General features: G+C 70.3%; 12 protein-coding genes. 5 read left to right on the top strand and 7 right to left on the bottom strand.

The genetic code is table 11. The features are described 5' to 3' along the window. Positions 1 to 104: 104 nt before the first annotated feature. Complete coding sequence (locus ACFQRD_RS05035; RefSeq protein ID WP_377016746.1) at positions 105 to 1,577, bottom strand: sugar porter family MFS transporter; 1,473 nt, start codon at positions 1,575 to 1,577, stop codon at positions 105 to 107. A 353-nt stretch (positions 1,578 to 1,930) separates the two neighbouring features. Between ACFQRD_RS05035 and ACFQRD_RS05030 the strand changes: the two genes are divergently transcribed. Next, the gene (locus tag ACFQRD_RS05030) at positions 1,931 to 3,430 is read left to right on the top strand and encodes an MDR family MFS transporter (protein ID WP_377016748.1); all 1,500 of its coding nucleotides are present in this window, start codon (positions 1,931 to 1,933) and stop codon (positions 3,428 to 3,430) included. Between the two features lie 55 nt (positions 3,431 to 3,485). Here the strand turns inward: ACFQRD_RS05030 and ACFQRD_RS05025 are convergent, their stop codons facing one another. Further along, a complete protein-coding gene (locus ACFQRD_RS05025; RefSeq protein WP_377016750.1) occupies positions 3,486 to 4,763 on the bottom strand; it encodes a Fic family protein in 1,278 nt (425 codons plus the stop codon). Positions 4,764 to 4,849: 86 nt separating this feature from the next. Further along, on the bottom strand, positions 4,850 to 6,649 hold the full coding sequence (gene metG / locus ACFQRD_RS05020; RefSeq protein WP_377016752.1) for a methionine--tRNA ligase: 1,800 nt from the start codon (positions 6,647 to 6,649) through the stop codon (positions 4,850 to 4,852). Positions 6,650 to 6,830: 181 nt separating this feature from the next. Here metG and ACFQRD_RS05015 point away from each other — a divergent pair, with 181 nt between their 5' ends. Next, a complete protein-coding gene (locus tag ACFQRD_RS05015; RefSeq protein ID WP_377016754.1) occupies positions 6,831 to 7,322 on the top strand; it encodes a hypothetical protein in 492 nt (163 codons plus the stop codon). A gap of 97 nt (positions 7,323 to 7,419) precedes the next feature. Then, a complete protein-coding gene (locus ACFQRD_RS05010; protein ID WP_377016756.1) occupies positions 7,420 to 8,808 on the top strand; it encodes a UTP--glucose-1-phosphate uridylyltransferase in 1,389 nt (462 codons plus the stop codon). A 69-nt stretch (positions 8,809 to 8,877) separates the two neighbouring features. On the opposite strand, the gene ACFQRD_RS05005 is transcribed toward ACFQRD_RS05010, so the two are convergent. Together ACFQRD_RS05005 and ACFQRD_RS05000 are read right to left on the bottom strand one after the other, a co-directional pair. Beyond that, on the bottom strand, positions 8,878 to 10,212 hold the full coding sequence (locus tag ACFQRD_RS05005; protein ID WP_377016758.1) for a glycoside hydrolase family 76 protein: 1,335 nt from the start codon (positions 10,210 to 10,212) through the stop codon (positions 8,878 to 8,880). 141 nt (positions 10,213 to 10,353) lie between these two features. Further along, positions 10,354 to 13,827 (bottom strand): bifunctional proline dehydrogenase/L-glutamate gamma-semialdehyde dehydrogenase, encoded by a 3,474-nt coding sequence (locus tag ACFQRD_RS05000; protein ID WP_377016761.1) that lies wholly within the window; start codon positions 13,825 to 13,827, stop codon positions 10,354 to 10,356. 275 nt (positions 13,828 to 14,102) lie between these two features. Here ACFQRD_RS05000 and ACFQRD_RS04995 point away from each other — a divergent pair, with 275 nt between their 5' ends. Further along, a complete protein-coding gene (locus ACFQRD_RS04995; RefSeq protein ID WP_377016763.1) occupies positions 14,103 to 14,531 on the top strand; it encodes a hypothetical protein in 429 nt (142 codons plus the stop codon). Positions 14,532 to 14,618: 87 nt separating this feature from the next. Here the strand turns inward: ACFQRD_RS04995 and ACFQRD_RS04990 are convergent, their stop codons facing one another. Beyond that, positions 14,619 to 15,239 (bottom strand): thymidine kinase, encoded by a 621-nt coding sequence (locus ACFQRD_RS04990; protein ID WP_377016765.1) that lies wholly within the window; start codon positions 15,237 to 15,239, stop codon positions 14,619 to 14,621. 174 nt (positions 15,240 to 15,413) lie between these two features. Next, a complete protein-coding gene (gene eis / locus ACFQRD_RS04985; protein ID WP_377016767.1) occupies positions 15,414 to 16,667 on the bottom strand; it encodes an enhanced intracellular survival protein Eis in 1,254 nt (417 codons plus the stop codon). A 71-nt stretch (positions 16,668 to 16,738) separates the two neighbouring features. On the opposite strand from eis, the gene ACFQRD_RS04980 reads away from it, so the two are divergent. Further along, complete coding sequence (locus ACFQRD_RS04980; RefSeq protein WP_377016769.1) at positions 16,739 to 17,734, top strand: sugar phosphate isomerase/epimerase family protein; 996 nt, start codon at positions 16,739 to 16,741, stop codon at positions 17,732 to 17,734. The last annotated feature ends 25 nt before the right edge of the window (positions 17,735 to 17,759 follow it).

Genomic DNA, 17,759 nt, shown 5'->3' with positions numbered 1-17,759 from the left:
GCGCACGGAGCGGGCCGACGAAGACGGACCGGCGCAGACGGACCGACTCAGACGAAGAGCCGCCCCTGATCATGGATCAGGGGCGGCTCTCTGCATGCGGCGGGTCAGGTGCTGCTGGAGCCGCTGCGCTCCCGGCCGAGCTTCAGGTCGTCCATGTCCTCGAGCTCGCGATCCTTGGTCTCCGGCACCCGCAGGAACACGAAGAGGAAACTGACCAGGGCGAACGCCGCGTACAGGCCGTAGGCGAAGGTCAGTCCGATGTTGGAGAGCATCGGGAAGGTGGTCGAGACCGCCCAGTTCGCGGCCCACTGCGCGGCGGCCGCCACGGCCAGCGCGGAGGCACGGATCCGGTTGGGGAAGATCTCTCCCAGCAGCACCCACACCAGCGGGCCCCACGTCGTGCCGAAGAAGATCACGAACGAGTTGGCGCCGATCAGGGCGATGATCGACCAGGGCTGCTCCAGCGTGACGCTCTCGGCGCCGTCGGTGGCGTGGGCGAAGGAGAAGGCCAGCGCCATCACCCCGAGCGAGACGGTCATCCCGGCGGATCCCACGAGCAGCATGATCCGTCGGCCGACCCTGTCCACCAGGATGATCGCGAGGATCGTGGCGAGGATGTTGATGACGGACGTGATGGTGCTGGTCAGCAGCGCCTGGGACTCCTCGAAACCGACCGAGCGCCACAGCGTGGTGGAGTAGTAGAAGATGACGTTGATGCCCACCAGCTGCTGGAACAGGGAGAGCAGGATGCCGATCCACACGATCGGCTTGAGACCGAAGCTGCCCCCGAGCAGATCGCGGAAGCTCTCCTTCTTCTCGCGCTCCAGCGAGTGCTGGATCTGCTGGATCTTCAGGTTCACATCGAGTTCACCGGTGAAGTCGTAGAGCACCTTGGAGGCCTTGTCGCGCTCGCCCTTGCCCACCAGGAAGCGGGGGGACTCGGGCAGGAACAGGGCCATGACGCCGTAGACGGCGGCCGGGATCGCTTCGATCACGAACATCCATCGCCAGGCGCTGACCCCGAACCACAGGGTCTCGGCCGCGCCGCCGGCGACCCCGGCCAGCAGCGCGTTGGACAGCAGCGCGACGAAGATGCCGAGCACGATCGCCAGCTGCTGCAGCGACCCGAGGCGGCCGCGGAATCGGGCCGGTGCGACCTCGGCGATGTACGCCGGGGCGATGACGCTCGCGGCGCCGACCCCCAGCCCGCCGATCATGCGCCAGATGATGAGGTCGACGACCCCGACGGCGAAGCCCGAGCCGAGCGCGGAGACGAAGAAGAGGCTCGCGGCGACCACCATGACGGTGATGCGCCCGTAGCGGTTGGCGAGACTGCCGGCGAACCATGCGCCCACGGCGCACCCGATCAGAGCGGAGGAGACGGCGAAGCCGGTGAGGCCCGCGCCGAGCTCGAAGTCGGCGGAGAGCGCATCGACGGCACCATTGATCACCGAGGTGTCGAAACCGAAGAGGAATCCGCCGACTGCGGCGGCCACGCTGATCACGATCACCTTCGGGTTCAGGTGCGTAGCCTGCGTCTCGCTCGACGAGCCGGTGGGCTGATCTGCTGAGGACATGGGACAGCTGCCTCCCGTGCGGGGACGATGAGCCGGGCCAGGCTACCGGCCCCCGATGCGTGGCGTGGGGATCAAGACCGGACGGTCGAGGCGTCGCGAGGGGGACCACCACCGGGGCGGATCCCCACCGGGTCCCGCCGGATGTGTCCGGGGTCATACCGATATTCCCTCGGCATGGCGGCGCTGGCCGGGAATAGGCTGAGCCCTGACGCGGTTGTCGAAGTGTCGGAGTTCCGGCCCGGCCCGTGGCGGCGGGCCGTCGCTCTGCCATGGCCGCCCGTGCCACCACCTTTCTTTACCCCTCCCGCACGTCGGCGGCCTCCGCCGGGGTGCGCTGACCGTGCAGGAGTCGCATGACTACGACCGACACCGCCACCGCGCCGCCCTCCCAGCCCCAGATCAACCCGCAGGGAATGCGGGTCATCTGGCTGCTGCTGGTCGCGGCGTTCGTCGCCATCCTCAACGAGACCACGATGGGTATCGCGATCCCGCACCTCAATGCGGATCTCGGCCTGCCGCCCGAGTTGGGTCAATGGCTGACCAGCTCCTTCATGCTCACCATGGCCGTGGTCATCCCGACCACCGGCTTCATCCTGCAGCGGTTCACCACGCGCCAGGTGTTCCTGGCCGCGATCACCACGTTCGCCGTGGGCACCCTGGTGTGCATGGTCGCCAGCGGCTTCCCGATGCTGCTGGCCGGCCGCATCATCCAGGCCGGAGGCACCGGCGTGATGATGCCGCTGCTGATGACCACGATCATGGACGTCGTGCCCCCGTCCTCGCGGGGCCGCATGATGGGCCGGGTCGGCATGGTCATCTCGCTCGCACCGGCGATCGGCCCCACGATGTCCGGCATCGTCCTGGACACCCTGGGCTGGCGCTGGCTGTTCGGCATCGTGCTGCCCATCGCCATCGTCGCGCTGCTGCTCGGCGCTCGCTGGATGACGAACCTCGGTGAGTCCACCCGCGCCCCGATCGACATCTTCTCGATCGTCCTGTCGGCCCTGTCCTTCGGCACCATCGTCTACGGGCTCAGTCTGTTCGGCTCCGCCGAAGGCGCGGAGATCTCCGCCGCCACGATTCCCGGCACGTCCGCCATCGGCACCGGCGTCATCCTGCTCGTGTTCGGAGCGGTGGTCCTGGCCGGGTTCGCCTGGCGTCAGATCGTCCTGCAGCGTTCCGGCGCCGCGCTGCTGGACCTGCGCGTGTTCCGTTCGCGCAACTTCACCCTCGCTGTCGTCATCATGGGCATCGTGGCGCTGGCGATGTTCGGCACGCTGAACCTGCTGCCGCTGTACCTGCAGGACGTGGTCGGTCTGAACGCCGTGACCTCCGGCCTGATCCTCATGCCCGGCTCCATCCTGATGGGCCTGCTGGGCCCGGTGATGGGTCGCGTCTACGACGCCCGCGGCCCTCGGACCCTGCTGGTGCCGGGCACGCTGCTGATCGCCGGGGCGCTGCTGTTCTACTCGATGACCGCGCACGGCACCCCGGTGGTGGTGCTGATGATCGTCCAGGCCGGTATGTCGGTGGGCCTTGCGATGTCCTTCACGCCGCTGTTCTCGGCGTCGCTGGGCTCGCTGGTCCCGAAGCTGTACTCGCACGGTTCGGCCGCGCTGAACACGCTGCAGCAGGTCGGCGGGGCCGTCGGTGTGGCCATGCTGATCGGGCTGTACTCCAGCGTCCTGCACGCGGGTCAGGCCGAGGGCCTGGAGACGGCGGCGGCCGGTGCCCCGGGCGCCCGCACTGCGTTCCTGCTGGCGGCGATGATCGTGCTGGTGCCGGTCGTGCTCGCCTGGTTCGTCCGCAAGCCGGAGGAGTTCGACGAGATCCCGGAGCCCGCGGGCCACTGAGCCGTTCGCGGCCCGGGAGCCTGCGGCTCGGGATCCCCGCGGTCCCGGGCGGCGCTCACCCGGGGCGCCGGATCGCCTCGGCGTACTCATCGAGGATGTCCAGGATCCCCGAGTGCTGCCAAACGCGGTTCCGCGAGGCGCCTGTCCGCTCGGTGAGGATCTCAGCGTCGGCGAGCTGCGAGATGGCCCGCTGCGCGGTGGTGTCGGACGTGCCGAGCGCAGAGCGCACATAGGCGGCGTTGAGCACCGGCTGTCCCACCAGCAGCGGCAGCAGCCTCCACCCCGCCGCCTGGGGGCGCAGACCCCCCAGGCGGCGGCGGTCACCATCCAGCTGCGCCGACAACGAGCCGATGAGCTGCCGGCCGGTCGCGGCGGCGTATCGGGCCGCCTGCGCGAAGCGCTCGACCACCGGCCGTGCATCCCCGGCGCGGAACGCCGTGAGCGAGTCGGTGTATCCCTCCAGCTCCCGCAGCAGGCCGGCGGAGATCGGCGGCGCGAGGGTCGAGAGCAGTCCCTTCCCGTGCAGCATGGCGTGCACCAGCGCGCGACCGGTACGACCGTTGCCGTCGGTGAAGGGATGGATCGTCTCGAACTGTGCGTGCGCCAGCGCCGCATGCAGCAGCACAGGCAGGTCCTCACGGCCGACGAACGCCATCAGGTCCTCCATCGCCGCGGGGACGTCCGCGGGCTCCGGGGCGACGAACACGGCGCCGACGGGTGAATGGCCGTTGCGGCCGATCCATACGAGCTGCTCGCGCAGCCCGGCGGCACTCTGTCCGTGCACCGCGTCCTCGCCGAGAAGGGCGTGCTGCATCGTCAGCACCGCGCCGACATCCAGCCGGCGCGACAGGGCGATCGCCGACTCCATGGCACGCACGTTCGCGACCACCACCCGGGCATTGGCGCTGGCCGACTCCTGCAGCTCGGCGAGGGCCAGCTGGCGGGCGCCCACGGTGAGGTCCTCGATCTGCGAGGACGACGCCGACTCCGTGCGCAGCAGGATCGCGCTCATCGGACCGAGGACCGGTCCCCGTGATGGCGACGCGTCGCCGGTCTGTGGGAGCGAGGTCGCGGCGTCGCGGTCCAGGGCCACCAGAGCGGATTCGGCGTCGGCCACGTCGGCCGCGAGATCGGAGGGGACGCGCCAGTCGCTCTCGGCGAGCCGAGCGGGCACGGCGGCGTGGTACCTGCCGGTGCCCGCGGTCCTCGCCCGCCGTGAGTGCAGTCCGGTATCGGGCACGGTCCAGGTACCCGCCCGCTGACCGATCGGCGGCACGGGGAGGCTCGAAGTCATCGGCGAGGCGGCGTCGGCGTGCGAATGATCTGTCCCCATGGTGGCCCCTTACTGACAGTTCTCGAGAAACTGTAAGTAGCAAGCCTACGCTCTGTACCGTTCCGGTGCCCCGGCCCGGCCGGGGATCAGTCCTCCGCCGCCGCCTCGAGGCGCTCGAGCTCCTGCTCCGCGACCGCCGGGTCGAGCTTGACGAAGATCGGGGTGGGCTTGACGACCGTCTGCCCGACCGCGACGGGACGGTGTCCCCACGCCGGCACGTCGGTGTAGTCACCCGTGATGATCGGGTACCCGGGGCCGCCGTCGAGATCCTCGACCTCCTCGATCCGGGGCATCGGCGCCATCTGGCGGTCCCCGCCCAGCGCCTTCTCCACGGCGTTGGCGGACTGCGGCAGGAACGGGGCCATCATCGTGTTGAGGTCGGTGACGGCCTGGGCGAGCACGTGCAGCACCGTCAGCAGCCGCGGCCGCTGCTCCTCGCTCTTGAGCTTGAACGGCTCGGTCTCGGAGACGTAGCGATTGGCCTCGCCGACCAGCCGCATGACCTCGGCGATCGCGGCGCGCTGACGGTGGGCCTCGATCAGCGAGCCGACGGTCGTGAAGCCCTCTCGGATCGCCGCCAGGAGACGCTCGTCGATCTCCTCCAGCTCACCGGCCGCCGGGATCTCCCCGACGTTCTTGGCGATCATCGCGGCGGTGCGGTTGATGAGGTTGCCCCAGCCCGCGACCAGCTCGTTGTTGGTGCGGGAGACGAAGTCGACCCACGTGAAGTCGGCGTCCTGGTTCTCCGGACCGGCGGCCGAGATGAAGTAGCGCAGCGCGTCGGGCTGGTACCGCTCCAGCACGTCGCGCACGTAGATCACCACGCCCTTGGAGGAGGAGAACTTCTTGCCCTCCATGGTGAGGAACTCGCTGGAGACGACTTCGGTGGGCAGGTTCAGCTCCCCGAAGGTCCCGGGCTCGCCGCCCTTGTCGCCCGCGCCGTTCTGCGCGATCAGCTCGGCCGGCCAGATCTGGGAGTGGAAGACGATGTTGTCCTTGCCCATGAAGTAGTAGTTCAGGGCGTCCGGATCGTTCCACCAGCGACGCCAGGCCTCCGGGTCACCGGAACGGCGCGCCCATTCGATCGAGGCGGACAGGTAGCCGACCACGGCGTCGAACCAGACGTACAGGCGCTTGTTCGGCTGGTCCTCCCAGCCCGGCACCGGGATGCCCCAGTCGATGTCGCGCGTCATCGCACGAGGCTTGATGTCCTCGAGGATGTGCTGGCTGAATCGGATCACGTTGGGTCGCCACAGACCCGTCCCCTCGCGCTCGTCCAGCCACCGGCCCAGTTCGCCGGCCAGGGCCGGGAGGTCCAGGAACCAGTGGGAGGTCTCCACGAACTGCGGGGTCTCGCCGTTGATGCGGGAGACGGGGTCGATGAGGTCGGTGGGGTCGAGCTGATTGCCGCAGTTGTCGCACTGATCGCCGCGGGCGCCGCCGGCGCCGCAGATGGGACAGGTGCCCTCGATGTAGCGGTCCGGCAGAGTGCGCCCGGTCGAGGGCGAGATGGCACCGGAGGTGGTCTTCTCGATCATGTACCCGTTGTCACGCACGGTGACGAACATGTCCTGGACCACCTGCTGGTGGTTACGGGTGACGGTGCGGGTGAAGAGGTCATAGGACAGTCCCAGGGCGACGAGGTCCTCGACGATGAGGCGGTTGTTGCGGTCGGCGAGCTTCTGGGCGCTGACGCCCTCGGCGTCGGCGGCGACCAGGATCGGCGTGCCGTGCTCATCGGTGCCGGAGACCATGAGCACGTCGTGACCGGCCATGCGCATGTAGCGCGAGAAGACGTCGGAGGGGACGCCGAAACCGGCGACATGGCCGATATGGCGGGGACCGTTGGCATACGGCCAGGCGACCGCGGACAGGACTGTGCTCATAGCGCACCAGTCTACGAACAAGCTCGCCCCCGCGCGGACGACCTGCTCGGCGCGGTGCACAGAAGCGTCTGCGGGGCGGCGCGGACAGCACGGTGTGGACAGCACGGTGCCGGCGCCCGCCCGGATGGCAGAATCGGCGGCCAGCCCGCTGACGGCCGCCGACGACTCCCGAGGAGCACCCATGCCCCGTGTCCACACCTCGCACGTCTATCTGCCCGGCGGCGACCCGGCCTCGGGGCGCCACGAGTACGACGTGGCAGAGCTGCGGCCGTTCTTCCTGGTGGGTGACGAGGACGATGCGGAGTTCGGCTCCGACGGGTTCGTCACCGCGGCCTCGGCCAAGGATGCCGATGTCCTCAGCACCCTCCCCAAGCGTCCCCACGGCCCGACGCTCTCCTACGAGTACTACCCGGGGCGCGGGTTCTCCTTGGCCTGGAGCCGCGTGGAGGCGGACGGCCGCCTGCAGCCGACGGTGATGAGCGTGGGAAACCGGCAGCTGCTGCACGGGTTCCTGGTGAAGCCGAATCAGGCACAGGTGCCGATGGGGACGTTCATCAGCGGTGAGCTGGCCTTCCGGGTGCTCGAGGACTTCGCCGCCGCGCCGGACCGTCTCAGCGGTGCGATCGACTGGGTCGCCGCGAACGATCTGGACTGGCCCGACCCGGAGGAGTGAGCCGGGACGCGGCATCCGCGAGCACGCACCGGATCGCGTCGATCGGATGGTCGGCGTCGGCGATGCTGCGGCGACGGGAGCCCGATACCCTGTGGCCATGAGCACTGAAGGACTCTCTGCAGCGCAGAAGAAGATGGCCGACGACGGAGTCGCGCAGACCGCGATCGACGTCTTCACCCACTACTACGGTCAGCTCGAGGAGGGCGTGACGGGAACGATCCCCGAGGACACGATCGAGCCCTACCTCGATCCGCCCCGCCTCGAGGACGTCACCATCGATCCGGCGCACGCCAAGCAGGTCTTCGATCAGCTCGCCGTCATCAACCTCAACGGCGGCCTCGGCACCTCGATGGGGCTGGACCAGGCGAAGTCCCTGCTGCCTGTGCGTGAGGGCAAGAGCTTCCTGGACATCATCGTCGAGCAGGTCCTGGCGGCGCGGCAGGGGACCGGATCCCGGCTGCCGCTGATCTTCATGAACTCCTTCCGCACCCGCGAGGACACGCTGGCGGTGCTCGAGAAGTATCCCGACCTGCCCGTCGGCGACCTCCCGCTGGACTTCCTGCAGAACAAGGAACCCAAGCTGCGAGCTGACGATCTCACCCCGGTCCAGTGGCCGCAGGACCCGGCGCTGGAATGGTGCCCGCCCGGCCACGGCGACATCTACACCGCGCTGCAGACCTCGGGCGTTCTCCAGCAGCTGCTGGATGCCGGCTTCAAGTACGCCTCCGTCTCGAACTCCGACAACCTCGGCACCGTGCCCAGTCCCGTCCTGGCGGCCTGGTTCGCCTCCACCGGAGCCCCGTACGCCGCCGAGCTGTGCCCCCGCACCCCGGCGGATCGCAAGGGCGGACATCTCGCCGTGCGGAAGTCCGACGGGCGGCTCATCCTGCGTGACACCGCGCAGACGCCGGAGGAGGAGATGGACTACTTCACCGACGAGCACCGTCATCCGTTCTTCCACACCAACAACCTGTGGTTCGACCTCGAGCAGCTGTCCGCCGTGCTCGAGGAGCGACAGGGCGTGATGGGGCTGCCGCTGATCCGCAACGAGAAGACCGTGGATCCCGCCGACAAGACCAGCCCGAAGGTCTACCAGATCGAATCCGCGATGGGCGCGGCGATCGAGGTGTTCGAGGGGGCGACCGCGATCGTCGTCGGCCGCGATCGGTTCCTGCCGGTGAAGTCCACCAGCGACCTGATGCTGGTCCGCTCCGACGCGTACACCCTGGACGGGCGCGCCGCGCTGGTCCAGCAGGTCGACTCCGCCCCGACGATCACGCTCGCCCCGGAGCCCTACAAGCTGATCCAGGACTTCGAGCTGCGCTTCCCCCAGGGCGTGCCCTCGCTGCGGGAGGCGAAGAGTCTCGATGTCCAGGGGGACTGGACCTTCGGGGCAGACGTCTCCGTGATCGGTGACGCCGTGCTCGGTGAAGAGGGCGGCGAGGTGCCCGAGGGCGCCCGCGTCGGCTCCATCAGCAACGCCTGACCGCGGCGCGGGGTCCTGGCCGCTCAGCGTCGGCCAGGACCCCGCGTGCGTGTCTCGTCGTGCCGCGGGTCAGCTCAGGTGCTGCCAGAGCGGACGGGGCATGACCGCGAGGGCGAGGCTGCGGGCGAAGCCGGCCTGGTCCAGGAGGTGCACTCCGGACTCGCTCTCGCGCGAATCGGTCACCAGACCGGTCTCGGGATCGCGGCGGTTCTCCCACAGTCGCTGTGCGTAGGCCTGGGTAATCGCGCGACCCTGGACCTCGCCACCGAGGATCGACTCGGCCATCAGCAGGTTCGAGAGCATGATGGCGGAGAACTGGATGGGCTGTGCATCGAGCTCGCCGCCCTCCTCGAAGGGCTGGAAGTGAGCGATGATCGCCTCCACCAGGCTCAGAGCGTTGTCCAGATGCTCCCGGTCGCCGGTGATCTGGTACGCCAGAGCCTCGGTGCCCAGCGGCACGCCCTGGTTGTACGCCCAGAAGGTGCGGTCGATCTCCCCGTCGGGCTTGATGTTGTCCCAGTACAGACCTTCGGGAGCCAGAAGGGTCGAGCGTCCCCAGTCCATCCAGCGCAGAGCGTCCTCGAGGGCCTGCTGTTCACCGGTGATCTGGTGGAGGCGCAGGGCGACCTTGGCGGAGGGGAAGGTGGAGACCGTGTTGCGATCCTGGTTCCAGTCACCCTGGGTCCATTCGATGCCACCGGGGGAGGCCAGGCTCGGGTCGGTGGACTCCCCGGAGCGGAACAGGTCCAGCAGCTGGCGGGCACGGTCGAGGTCGCCCTTCTCGCCGCCGCTGAGCAGATGCTGCTCGATCTCGATCAGCGCGATCCAGTCGTTGTCGTCGTAGAAGAAGTCGCCGTGGGCGCCCTGCTCCGAGTCCGTGGCCGCGGTGTACCCGGGCAGCCCGGTGGTCCCGCCCTGCGGGTACCAGTAGTGCTCCTGGGCGCGGATGAGGGAGGCGTCGGCCGCGTCGAGGTCCAGGTCGCCGGTATCGACCTTGGGGCCGCCCTTGGCGAACGCGGCGATCAGCTCGGTCACGGCGGCGCGGGCCTGGGACAGTGGCCAGACATAGCTGAACTCCGGATCGCCCTCCTGGCGCGGGTACTGCTCCAGGAGCATGTCCGGATCGTTCTCGGCGGCGAAGTATGTCAGCAGGGCGTCGGTCGCCGCGACCGCCCGAGCGGCCGCCTCCTTCGGCGGCACCGGCCGGCCGTCCGGGGCCGGCTGCTCGGCCGGCACGGTCACTGCGGGCGGCGTCGGCGCCGCGAGGGCCGACGGGGCCGCGGCGAGGGCGGCGGTGCCCGTGACCGCGCCGGCGGCGAGCATGCCGCGTCGCGAGGGGCCGGAGCTGCCGGGAGCATCTCGGGCCGAGCGACGGTGTGCGGCGGGGAAACCCTGGTCAGTCATGGAGAAGCACCTCTGTGTGCGTTCGGGGGAGGGGGCCGATCCACGCTACAGCCTTCTGTGACGCAGCGCACCAGCTTCCCCGGGAACGTTCCTGAACGCCCGAGATGTCCGGTACCGGGTCCTGCGCCCGGCTCCCGCGGCTCAGCCGGTCGGGGCCGGACCGCGCGACCAGCCCGCACCACCGGTGAGGTCCAGCCGGTGGGGCAGTGGGTTGCCGTAGCGATGATCGGTGGCGCTGATGGCCTGTTCGCGCAGGAACGAGAGCAGCTCGACCCGGCCGCTGGCGACGACCGCTCCGGTGAACAGGGCGATCTCGGTGTGTGCGGCCATCGCGGTGCGGAGCGCCTCGTCGGCGTGCCCGATGAGACGGATGCGCGGCTGCGGGACCGCGGGGATCCGCTCCGCGAAGGCGCCGGAGTCCTCGAGCCGAACCCGGGACTCCGCGACGCCGGCCGCCAGGGCCACCTGCACCAGTTCCCGATCCGCGACGGACACCTCGATCTCGGCGCCGACGGTCGCGGCGGCGTGCAGCACCCGCTGCAGGTCGACGGGACGGGTGCCCGCGGCGGCCCGCACCAGTGTGGGGATCGGCAGGTGGCGCAGCACATTGATCTCGCCGTGCAGATCCTGCACGTCGCGCGGGGCGAACGTGCCGGCCCAGTACTGGCGATCCGAGTGGCGTGCATCCTCCAGCCATGCCGCCTCGTCGCGGGCCGCGACGTCCTCGGGATCGGAGGCGTCCATGAGATGGACGAGGTAGTTGGGGCCGCCGGCCTTCGCGGTCTGCCCGATCGAGGAGCGCTTCCAGCCGCCGAACGGCTGACGCTGGACCACGGCTCCGGTGATACCCCGGTTCACGTACAGGTTGCCCGCCTCGACATGCTGGCTCCACCAGGCGATCTCGTCGGGGTCCAGCGACTGGAGCCCCGCGGTGAGGCCGAAGTCGGTGCCGTTCTGGAGGCGCACCGCGTCCTCGAGGGTGTCGGCATGCATGACACCGAGGATCGGTCCGAAGTACTCGGTGAGATGGAAGGCGGAGCCCTCCTCGACGCCGGTGCGGACACCCGGGGTGAACAGGCGCCCCTCGTCGTCGAGCTGACGTGGCCTGGCGAGCCAGGTCTCCCCGTCCCCGAGCTCGGTCAGCCCGGAGGCGAGCTTCTCGCCGGGCTGCTCGATGACGGGCCCCATCTGCACGGTGCCGTCGTTCGGCTCGCCGACGTGCAGGCTCAGCACCGCGTCGGCGAGCTGGGCGGAGAACCTGCGCGAGTGGGAGACGGAGCCGACGGCGATCACCAGTGAGGCGGCCGAGCACTTCTGCCCGGCGTGACCGAAGGCGCTGGCGGCGACGTCGCTGGCCGCGAGGTCGAGGTCGGCATGCGGGGTCACCACGATTGCGTTCTTGCCGCTGGTCTCGGCGAGGATCCGCAGCCCGGGCCGCCACGAGGCGAACATCGCGGCCGTGTCGGCGGCGCCGGTCAGGATGAGCTGGGAGATCCGGGGATCGGTGACCAGCGCCCGGCCCACCTCGTTCTCGGGCACGTCGACGAGGGTGAACACGCCCTCGGGGACACCGGCCTCGAGCAGGAGCCGGCCGATGAGTGCTCCGCAGCGGCGTGCCTGCGGAGCGGGCTTCATGATCACGGCGCTGCCGGTGACCAGCGCCGCCAGTGTGCCGCCGGTGGGGATCGCGACCGGGAAGTTCCAGGGCGGCGTGACCAGAGTCAGTGCACGCGGTGAGAAGCGCACGTCACTCAGGGCGTCCAGTCGCTCGGCCTGCTCCGCGTAGTACAGGGCGAAGTCGATGGCCTCGCTGACCTCGGGGTCACCCTGGTCGAGCGTCTTGCCGGTCTCCGAGGCCATCACCTCGAGCAGCTCCGCGCGGTGAGCGGCAAGGGTGCCCGCGACGCGACGGAGCACCATCGCACGCTTCTCGACACCGAGTGCCGCCCACCCGTGCTGGGCGTCCAGGGCGCGGCCGATGACCTCGCCGACTCCCTCGACGCTCTCCACGCGCGCCGCGCGCACCTCGTCCTCACCGAGCGTGGAGGCGCGTACGCGATGAGTGATCCGCTCGGCCCACGCCTGATTGGGCGCGGTGGACATGTCGGTGTCCGGAGTGTTGCGGAAAGCCCCGGGGACCGCGGGCAGTGCCGGGGACCCGAGCTGGGCCGGACCGGCGTCGCTCTCGGCGCCCCGGTCCTGGTCGCGATGAGTGGGCACGGACGTCGTCCGCAGAGCCCGGTCCAGGGCGCGCGCGAAGCGAAGCTCCTCGCGGTCGAACAGCTCTGGTGAGGTGTCGAGCTCGAAGGCGGCCGAGAGGAAGTTCTCCGAGGAGGCGTTCTCCTCGAGCCGACGCACCAGGTAGGAGACGGCCACATCGAAGTGACGGGGGTGGACCACGGGCACGTACAGCCGCATGGTGCCGGTCGCCTCACGCACGACGGCCTGCTGGCCGGGTGCCATGCCGGCGAGCATCTCGAACTCGACGCCGCTGCCGGGACCGGCCGGGATGCCCCGTTCGCGCATCAGCAGGTGCGCGAAGGCCACATCGAAGAGGTTGTGGCCGGCCACGCCCAGGTTCACGGCCTCCAGCCGCTGCGGGTCCAGCGCCTCCATCAGCATCCGCTTGTACTGGGCGTCGGTCTGCTCCTTGGTCAGCAGCGGAGCCTGCGTCCACCCGTGGATCGAGGCGTCCACCTTCTCCAGCGCCAGGTTCGCACCCTTGACCAGCCGCACCTTGACGGGCGCGCCGCCGGCCGCGACGCGGCGCTCGGCGAAGGCGCGCACACGGGCCATCGCGCTGGGAGCATCGGGCAGGTACGCCTGCAGCACGATGCCGGCGCGCAGATGCGCCAGCTCGGGACGGTCCAGGAGCTTCTCGAAGACCTGAAGCGTCAGCTCCAGGTCGTGGTACTCCTCCATGTCCATGTTGATGAAGGTCGGCTCGTCCTCGTGGGCGGCGTCCAGGTACAGCGGCAGCAGCGTCTCCACGATGTGGTCGACGGTCTGGGAGGCGGCCCACAGGGGCAGGTGGTCCACGATCGAGGAGACCTTGATGGACACGTAGCCGACGTCGTCTCGAGCGACGAGCTCGCGCACACCCTCGAGCCGGCGCGCCGCTTCCTGCGCCCCGAGCACGGCCTCGCCGAGCAGGTTGATGTTCAGCTTCGTCCCGTCGGCCGTGAGACGGGCGATCGAGCGGGACAGCGGGCCGCTGCGGGCGTCGAGGATCAGGTGGGAGACCATCGCGCGCATCGCGGCCCGCGCGGTCGGCACCACGACCGACGGTGCCACCCGCGAGCCGGTACCTCCCAGGGCCACGACGCGACGCAATGCCGGCGGCAGGAACGCCGGTGGATCCTGGGCCAGACGGCGCAGCTCGACCGCGGCGGCGCGAGGGTCCTCGGTGCGGATCACGCGATCCACGAACGACAGCGTGAAGTCCAGGCCCTGCGGGTCGCGCAGCAGGTCGGACAGCAGCCTGGCGGGGCCCGGGACGGGGCGCTCGCGAGCCGCCTCGAGCCAGGTGCGGACCTGAGCGGCGACGTCCTCGATGGTCAGCGTGGTGGAGCGGCGCTCGGAGCGCGGGGCGTGCGGCGGGGATGACGGGGACAACGTGGTCCTCTCCTCTGTCACCGTGCCAGGAACGGTGGACGTGGGGACGGTGAGATCTCGGCAGAGGGCGCCATCGCCCTCGGACACGATCGTAGGGCTTCCATGTGGGGCGTGCGCACGCGCAGGGGACCGGCGCGGTGGAGGTCCTGTGACCAGGATGGGACGGATCGGGGACGGGGCAGCGCGCGCTGAACCGCTCGGTCAAGGCATGGCGAGCCCCTGGGTGGCCTGTGACACCATGCGGAGCACAACCCCGAGGATCCCTGGAGGCAGTGATGAAGAAGTTCATTTTCCTGGCCGGACTCGCGATCGGGTTCGTGGTGGGCTCCCGCGCGGGGCGCGGCCCCTATGAGTCCCTCGAGCGCACCGCGCGGCAGGTCGCGGAGGATCCGGAAGTCCAGCGCCGGACCGCGCAGGCCAAGGAGACCGCGGAGCGGGTCGCCCATGACACCGCCGAGACGGTCAAGAGCAAGGCCCCCGAGGTCGCCGAGAACGTCAAGGGCAAGGCCCAGGAGACGGCGTCGGCGACGAAGGAGAAGGCGGAGGGGACCGCCACCTCGGCGAAACAGCGCCTGGGCAAGGACTCCGGCTCCCACGCCGCGGACGCCACGGACGCCTCCTCGACGGGCTCGGCGTCCGGTGAGGAGCCCGCGGACGTCGGCGGAGACGGCGAGGTCGGCGAAGGCCGCCCGCTCAGCTCCTGAGTCCGTTCTGGGCGACTCGGTCCGCTGCCCGGCACGCCCGGGCGGCGGACCGATCTCCGGTGCGCCGCGGTCAGTGCGGCCCCGGCGTCAGCCGCCGAGCACGGAGACGCCCGCAGTCTGCTGCTCCTGCATGAAGCACGGCCCGCACAACGACACATAGGTCACCGAGCCGGTCGCGAGATCATCGATCGCCACCTGGTCACCTTCGAAGACGTGCCGGCCATCGACCACACGGCAGTTGAACTCGGCCTGTGAGCCGCAGCGGCACATGGTCGGCAGCTTCTCGACGTTGTCCGCGAGCTCGAACAGGCGCGCCGCGCCGGGGAACATGTGGGTGCGGAAGTCGGTGCGCAGGCCGTAGCAGATCACCGAGATGCCGTCCTGCTTGGCGATGCGGAACAGGTGATCGATCTGGACCGGATCGAGGAACTGCCCCTCATCGACCAGCACGCAGTGCAGCGGCCGCAGTCCCCGCTGATCGGCCACGGCGTGCACACGCTCGCGCAGATCCTGCCCGGGATGCGCCAGCACGTCCACCCGACGCTGGGCGCCGCCTCGGGCCACCACCCAGTCCTCGCCCTTGGTGTCGAGGACCGGCTTGACGGTGATCGTGGCCAGACCGCGCTCGTCGTAGTTGTAGGCGGTCTTGATGAGAGTGTCGGACTTGCCGGAGTTCATCGCTCCGTACTTGAAGTGCAGCTTGGCCATGCGGGAGAGCTCCGAGGTGAGGGCGGGGACAGTGACCGGCGAGGGGCGGGCCGGCGCGGCGGGCGGAGCCGTCAGAGTACGGGCGCGATGCCCTCTGCCGCGACCGGCGCCGGATCGGGCATCTCTGCTCAGAAGGCGCGGATGACGCTGCTCAGAACGCCTGGATGACGCTGCTCAGAAGGCGTCCATGACGCTCGGGCGCGGCCCGGCCAGGAGAGCGTCGAGGAACCGCTCCGCGGGCGCATCGGCGCTGAGACTCAGTCCCAGCCGCCGGGCGTCGGCCACGGTGCGGCCGCCCACGAGCAGCAGCGAGGCGGCATGGATGTCCAGCCGCACCTCACCCAGCACCTCGGAATCCGAGGGCGCGGCGGTCGATCCCGCAGAGTCGGTCGATCCCGCAGAGACGGCCGTGATGTTCCCGTCGGCCGCCGAGACGATCCAGCTCCCCGCAGACCGGCAGGTCCCCGCCGGGACCGTGTCGTCCTCGACCGTGAGGCGCACCGCGCCGCCCAGACCCGCCGGGGCGCGTCGGGACTCGAGAGTCGCTGCGGTGTCGATCACCCGCATCATCACCAGCGGCAGCACTCCGGGATCGGGGCGCAGGCGTCCGCCCGGCAGGGCATCGAGCACCGGGTCCTCGGTGCGCACCCGCAGCCGCGCCAGCTCGGTCACCGTCGACCACGAACCCAGGGAGCGCAGCAGTGCGATGCGGTCCCCCCGAGTACGGCCGAAGATCTCGTGGACGTCGAGACCGACCCCGTCGTGCTCGCCGCCCCTGCGGGTCCAGGAGATGTAGCCGTGGTCGGTGCCCTCGGCGTCCTCGAGCAGCAGCGCGGACCAGCCATCGCCGGGCAGGGTCTCGGGGAACAGCGGCGGCTCCCGCAGCAGCATCGCGTTGTCGCCGGCGCTGAGCTCGCGGTACACGGCGCGCAGACGCGGCATGGTCTCCTCGGTCACGGGCACCAGCCGCCGATCGGGGACGGCAGGCAGCCTCTGGAGGTCCACCAGCGGCACGATCAGCTTCTGCATGGAGGCGACCACCTGGTAGCCGAGCCGGCGGTAGATCGAGGGGTTCGAGGGGTACAGCATCGACAGCGCCATCCCCTCCCCGGCGCATCGGGCGATGACCCCGGTCAACAGCTCCCGGAAGACACCGCCGCCGCGGTGGGCCGGATGGACCGCGAGGCCGCCGATCCCCCCGCAACGGGCGACGCCCCCGCCCAGCGTGATGCGGTCGTGGCGGATGCGGGCGCCGGCGGCCAGCACGCCCTGGACCCCGCCCGGCAGCTCCTCGGAGTCGATGCCGATCGCCGTCTCGCCGGGATCGAACGGCTGCGGTTCGATGTCGGTGAACCGGCCCGAGAAGGCTCCGGCGGTCATGGTCCGATAGGCGACGTAGTCGTCGGCCGTGAGATCTCGAAGGCGCATGGCGACGAGTCTAGGCGGGGCCTGTTGCATACTGTCTGCGGCCGCCGGCCGCCGACCGTTGAGGAGCAACCGTGAGCCCACGCCGTGATCGCCGCGCGAGGAGCGCGCCGCGCAATGGCGCACGCAAACCGTATACGCGGCCCAATCGCGCCGGGCAGGCGAGTCGGGACGCTCTGTACAAGCGGCTGTCCGCCGGCGACCCTCGCAGCGAGCAGGACCCCCAGCGCCGGATCCCGGTGGGGCTGTCGACCTCGTCCGTGTTCCCGGCCGGGGTCGAGGAGTGCTTCCGGCTGGCCGCCGAGATCGGGTACGACGGCATCGAGGTGATGGTCTCCTACCCCAAGGACAGTCAGGATCCCGAGCTCCTGCGGGAGTACTCCGAGCGCTACGGCCTGCCGATCCTGTCCCTGCACGCGCCCACCCTGTTCTTCCTGCAGGGCCTGTGGGGCCGCGACGCCTGGGTCAAGGTCGAGCGCACCGTCCAGATCGCGCAGGAGCTGGGGGTCGACACGGTCGTCGCGCACCCGCCGTTCCGGTGGCAGCGCCGCTACGCCCGCGAGTTCGTCGAGGGTGTCGCCGAGCTGGAGGCGACGTACGGCGTGGACATCGCGGTGGAGAACATGTACCCGTGGCGCCTCGGCGTGCGTGAACTGATGACCTACCTTCCTGACCACGACCCCACCGACGAGGACTACGCCCACGTCACCGTCGACCTCTCCCACGCCGCCACCGCGGGCGACGATGCGCTGGAGATGATCGACCGCCTCGGCGACCGGCTGAGCCATCTGCACCTCGCCGACGGGTCCGGCCGCACCACCAAGGATGAGCACCTGCCGCCGGGGGAGGGGAACCAGCCCTGCGCCGAGGTGCTGCGGCGCCTGGCCAACCGCGGCTGGCACGGCTCCGTGCTGCTCGAGGTCAGCACCAGCGGCAACGCCGACGGCCGCGAGCAGATCCTCCGCCAGTGCCTGGCCTTCGCCCGCCACCACCTGGGCCACCATCTGGACGAGGGGACCAAGGGGGCCGACGGGAGCAACGGGGCCGACGTCGAATCCGACACCCCCTGAGGCAGCCCTCAGCTCCCGGTGGGAG

The sequence above is a fragment of the Brachybacterium sp. GCM10030268 genome (genome assembly GCF_042666305.1).
Lineage (GTDB): Bacteria > Actinomycetota > Actinomycetes > Actinomycetales > Dermabacteraceae > Brachybacterium.
The sequence above is the reverse complement of the archived record's forward strand: the minus strand, read 5'-3'. Positions and strand labels throughout refer to the sequence as shown.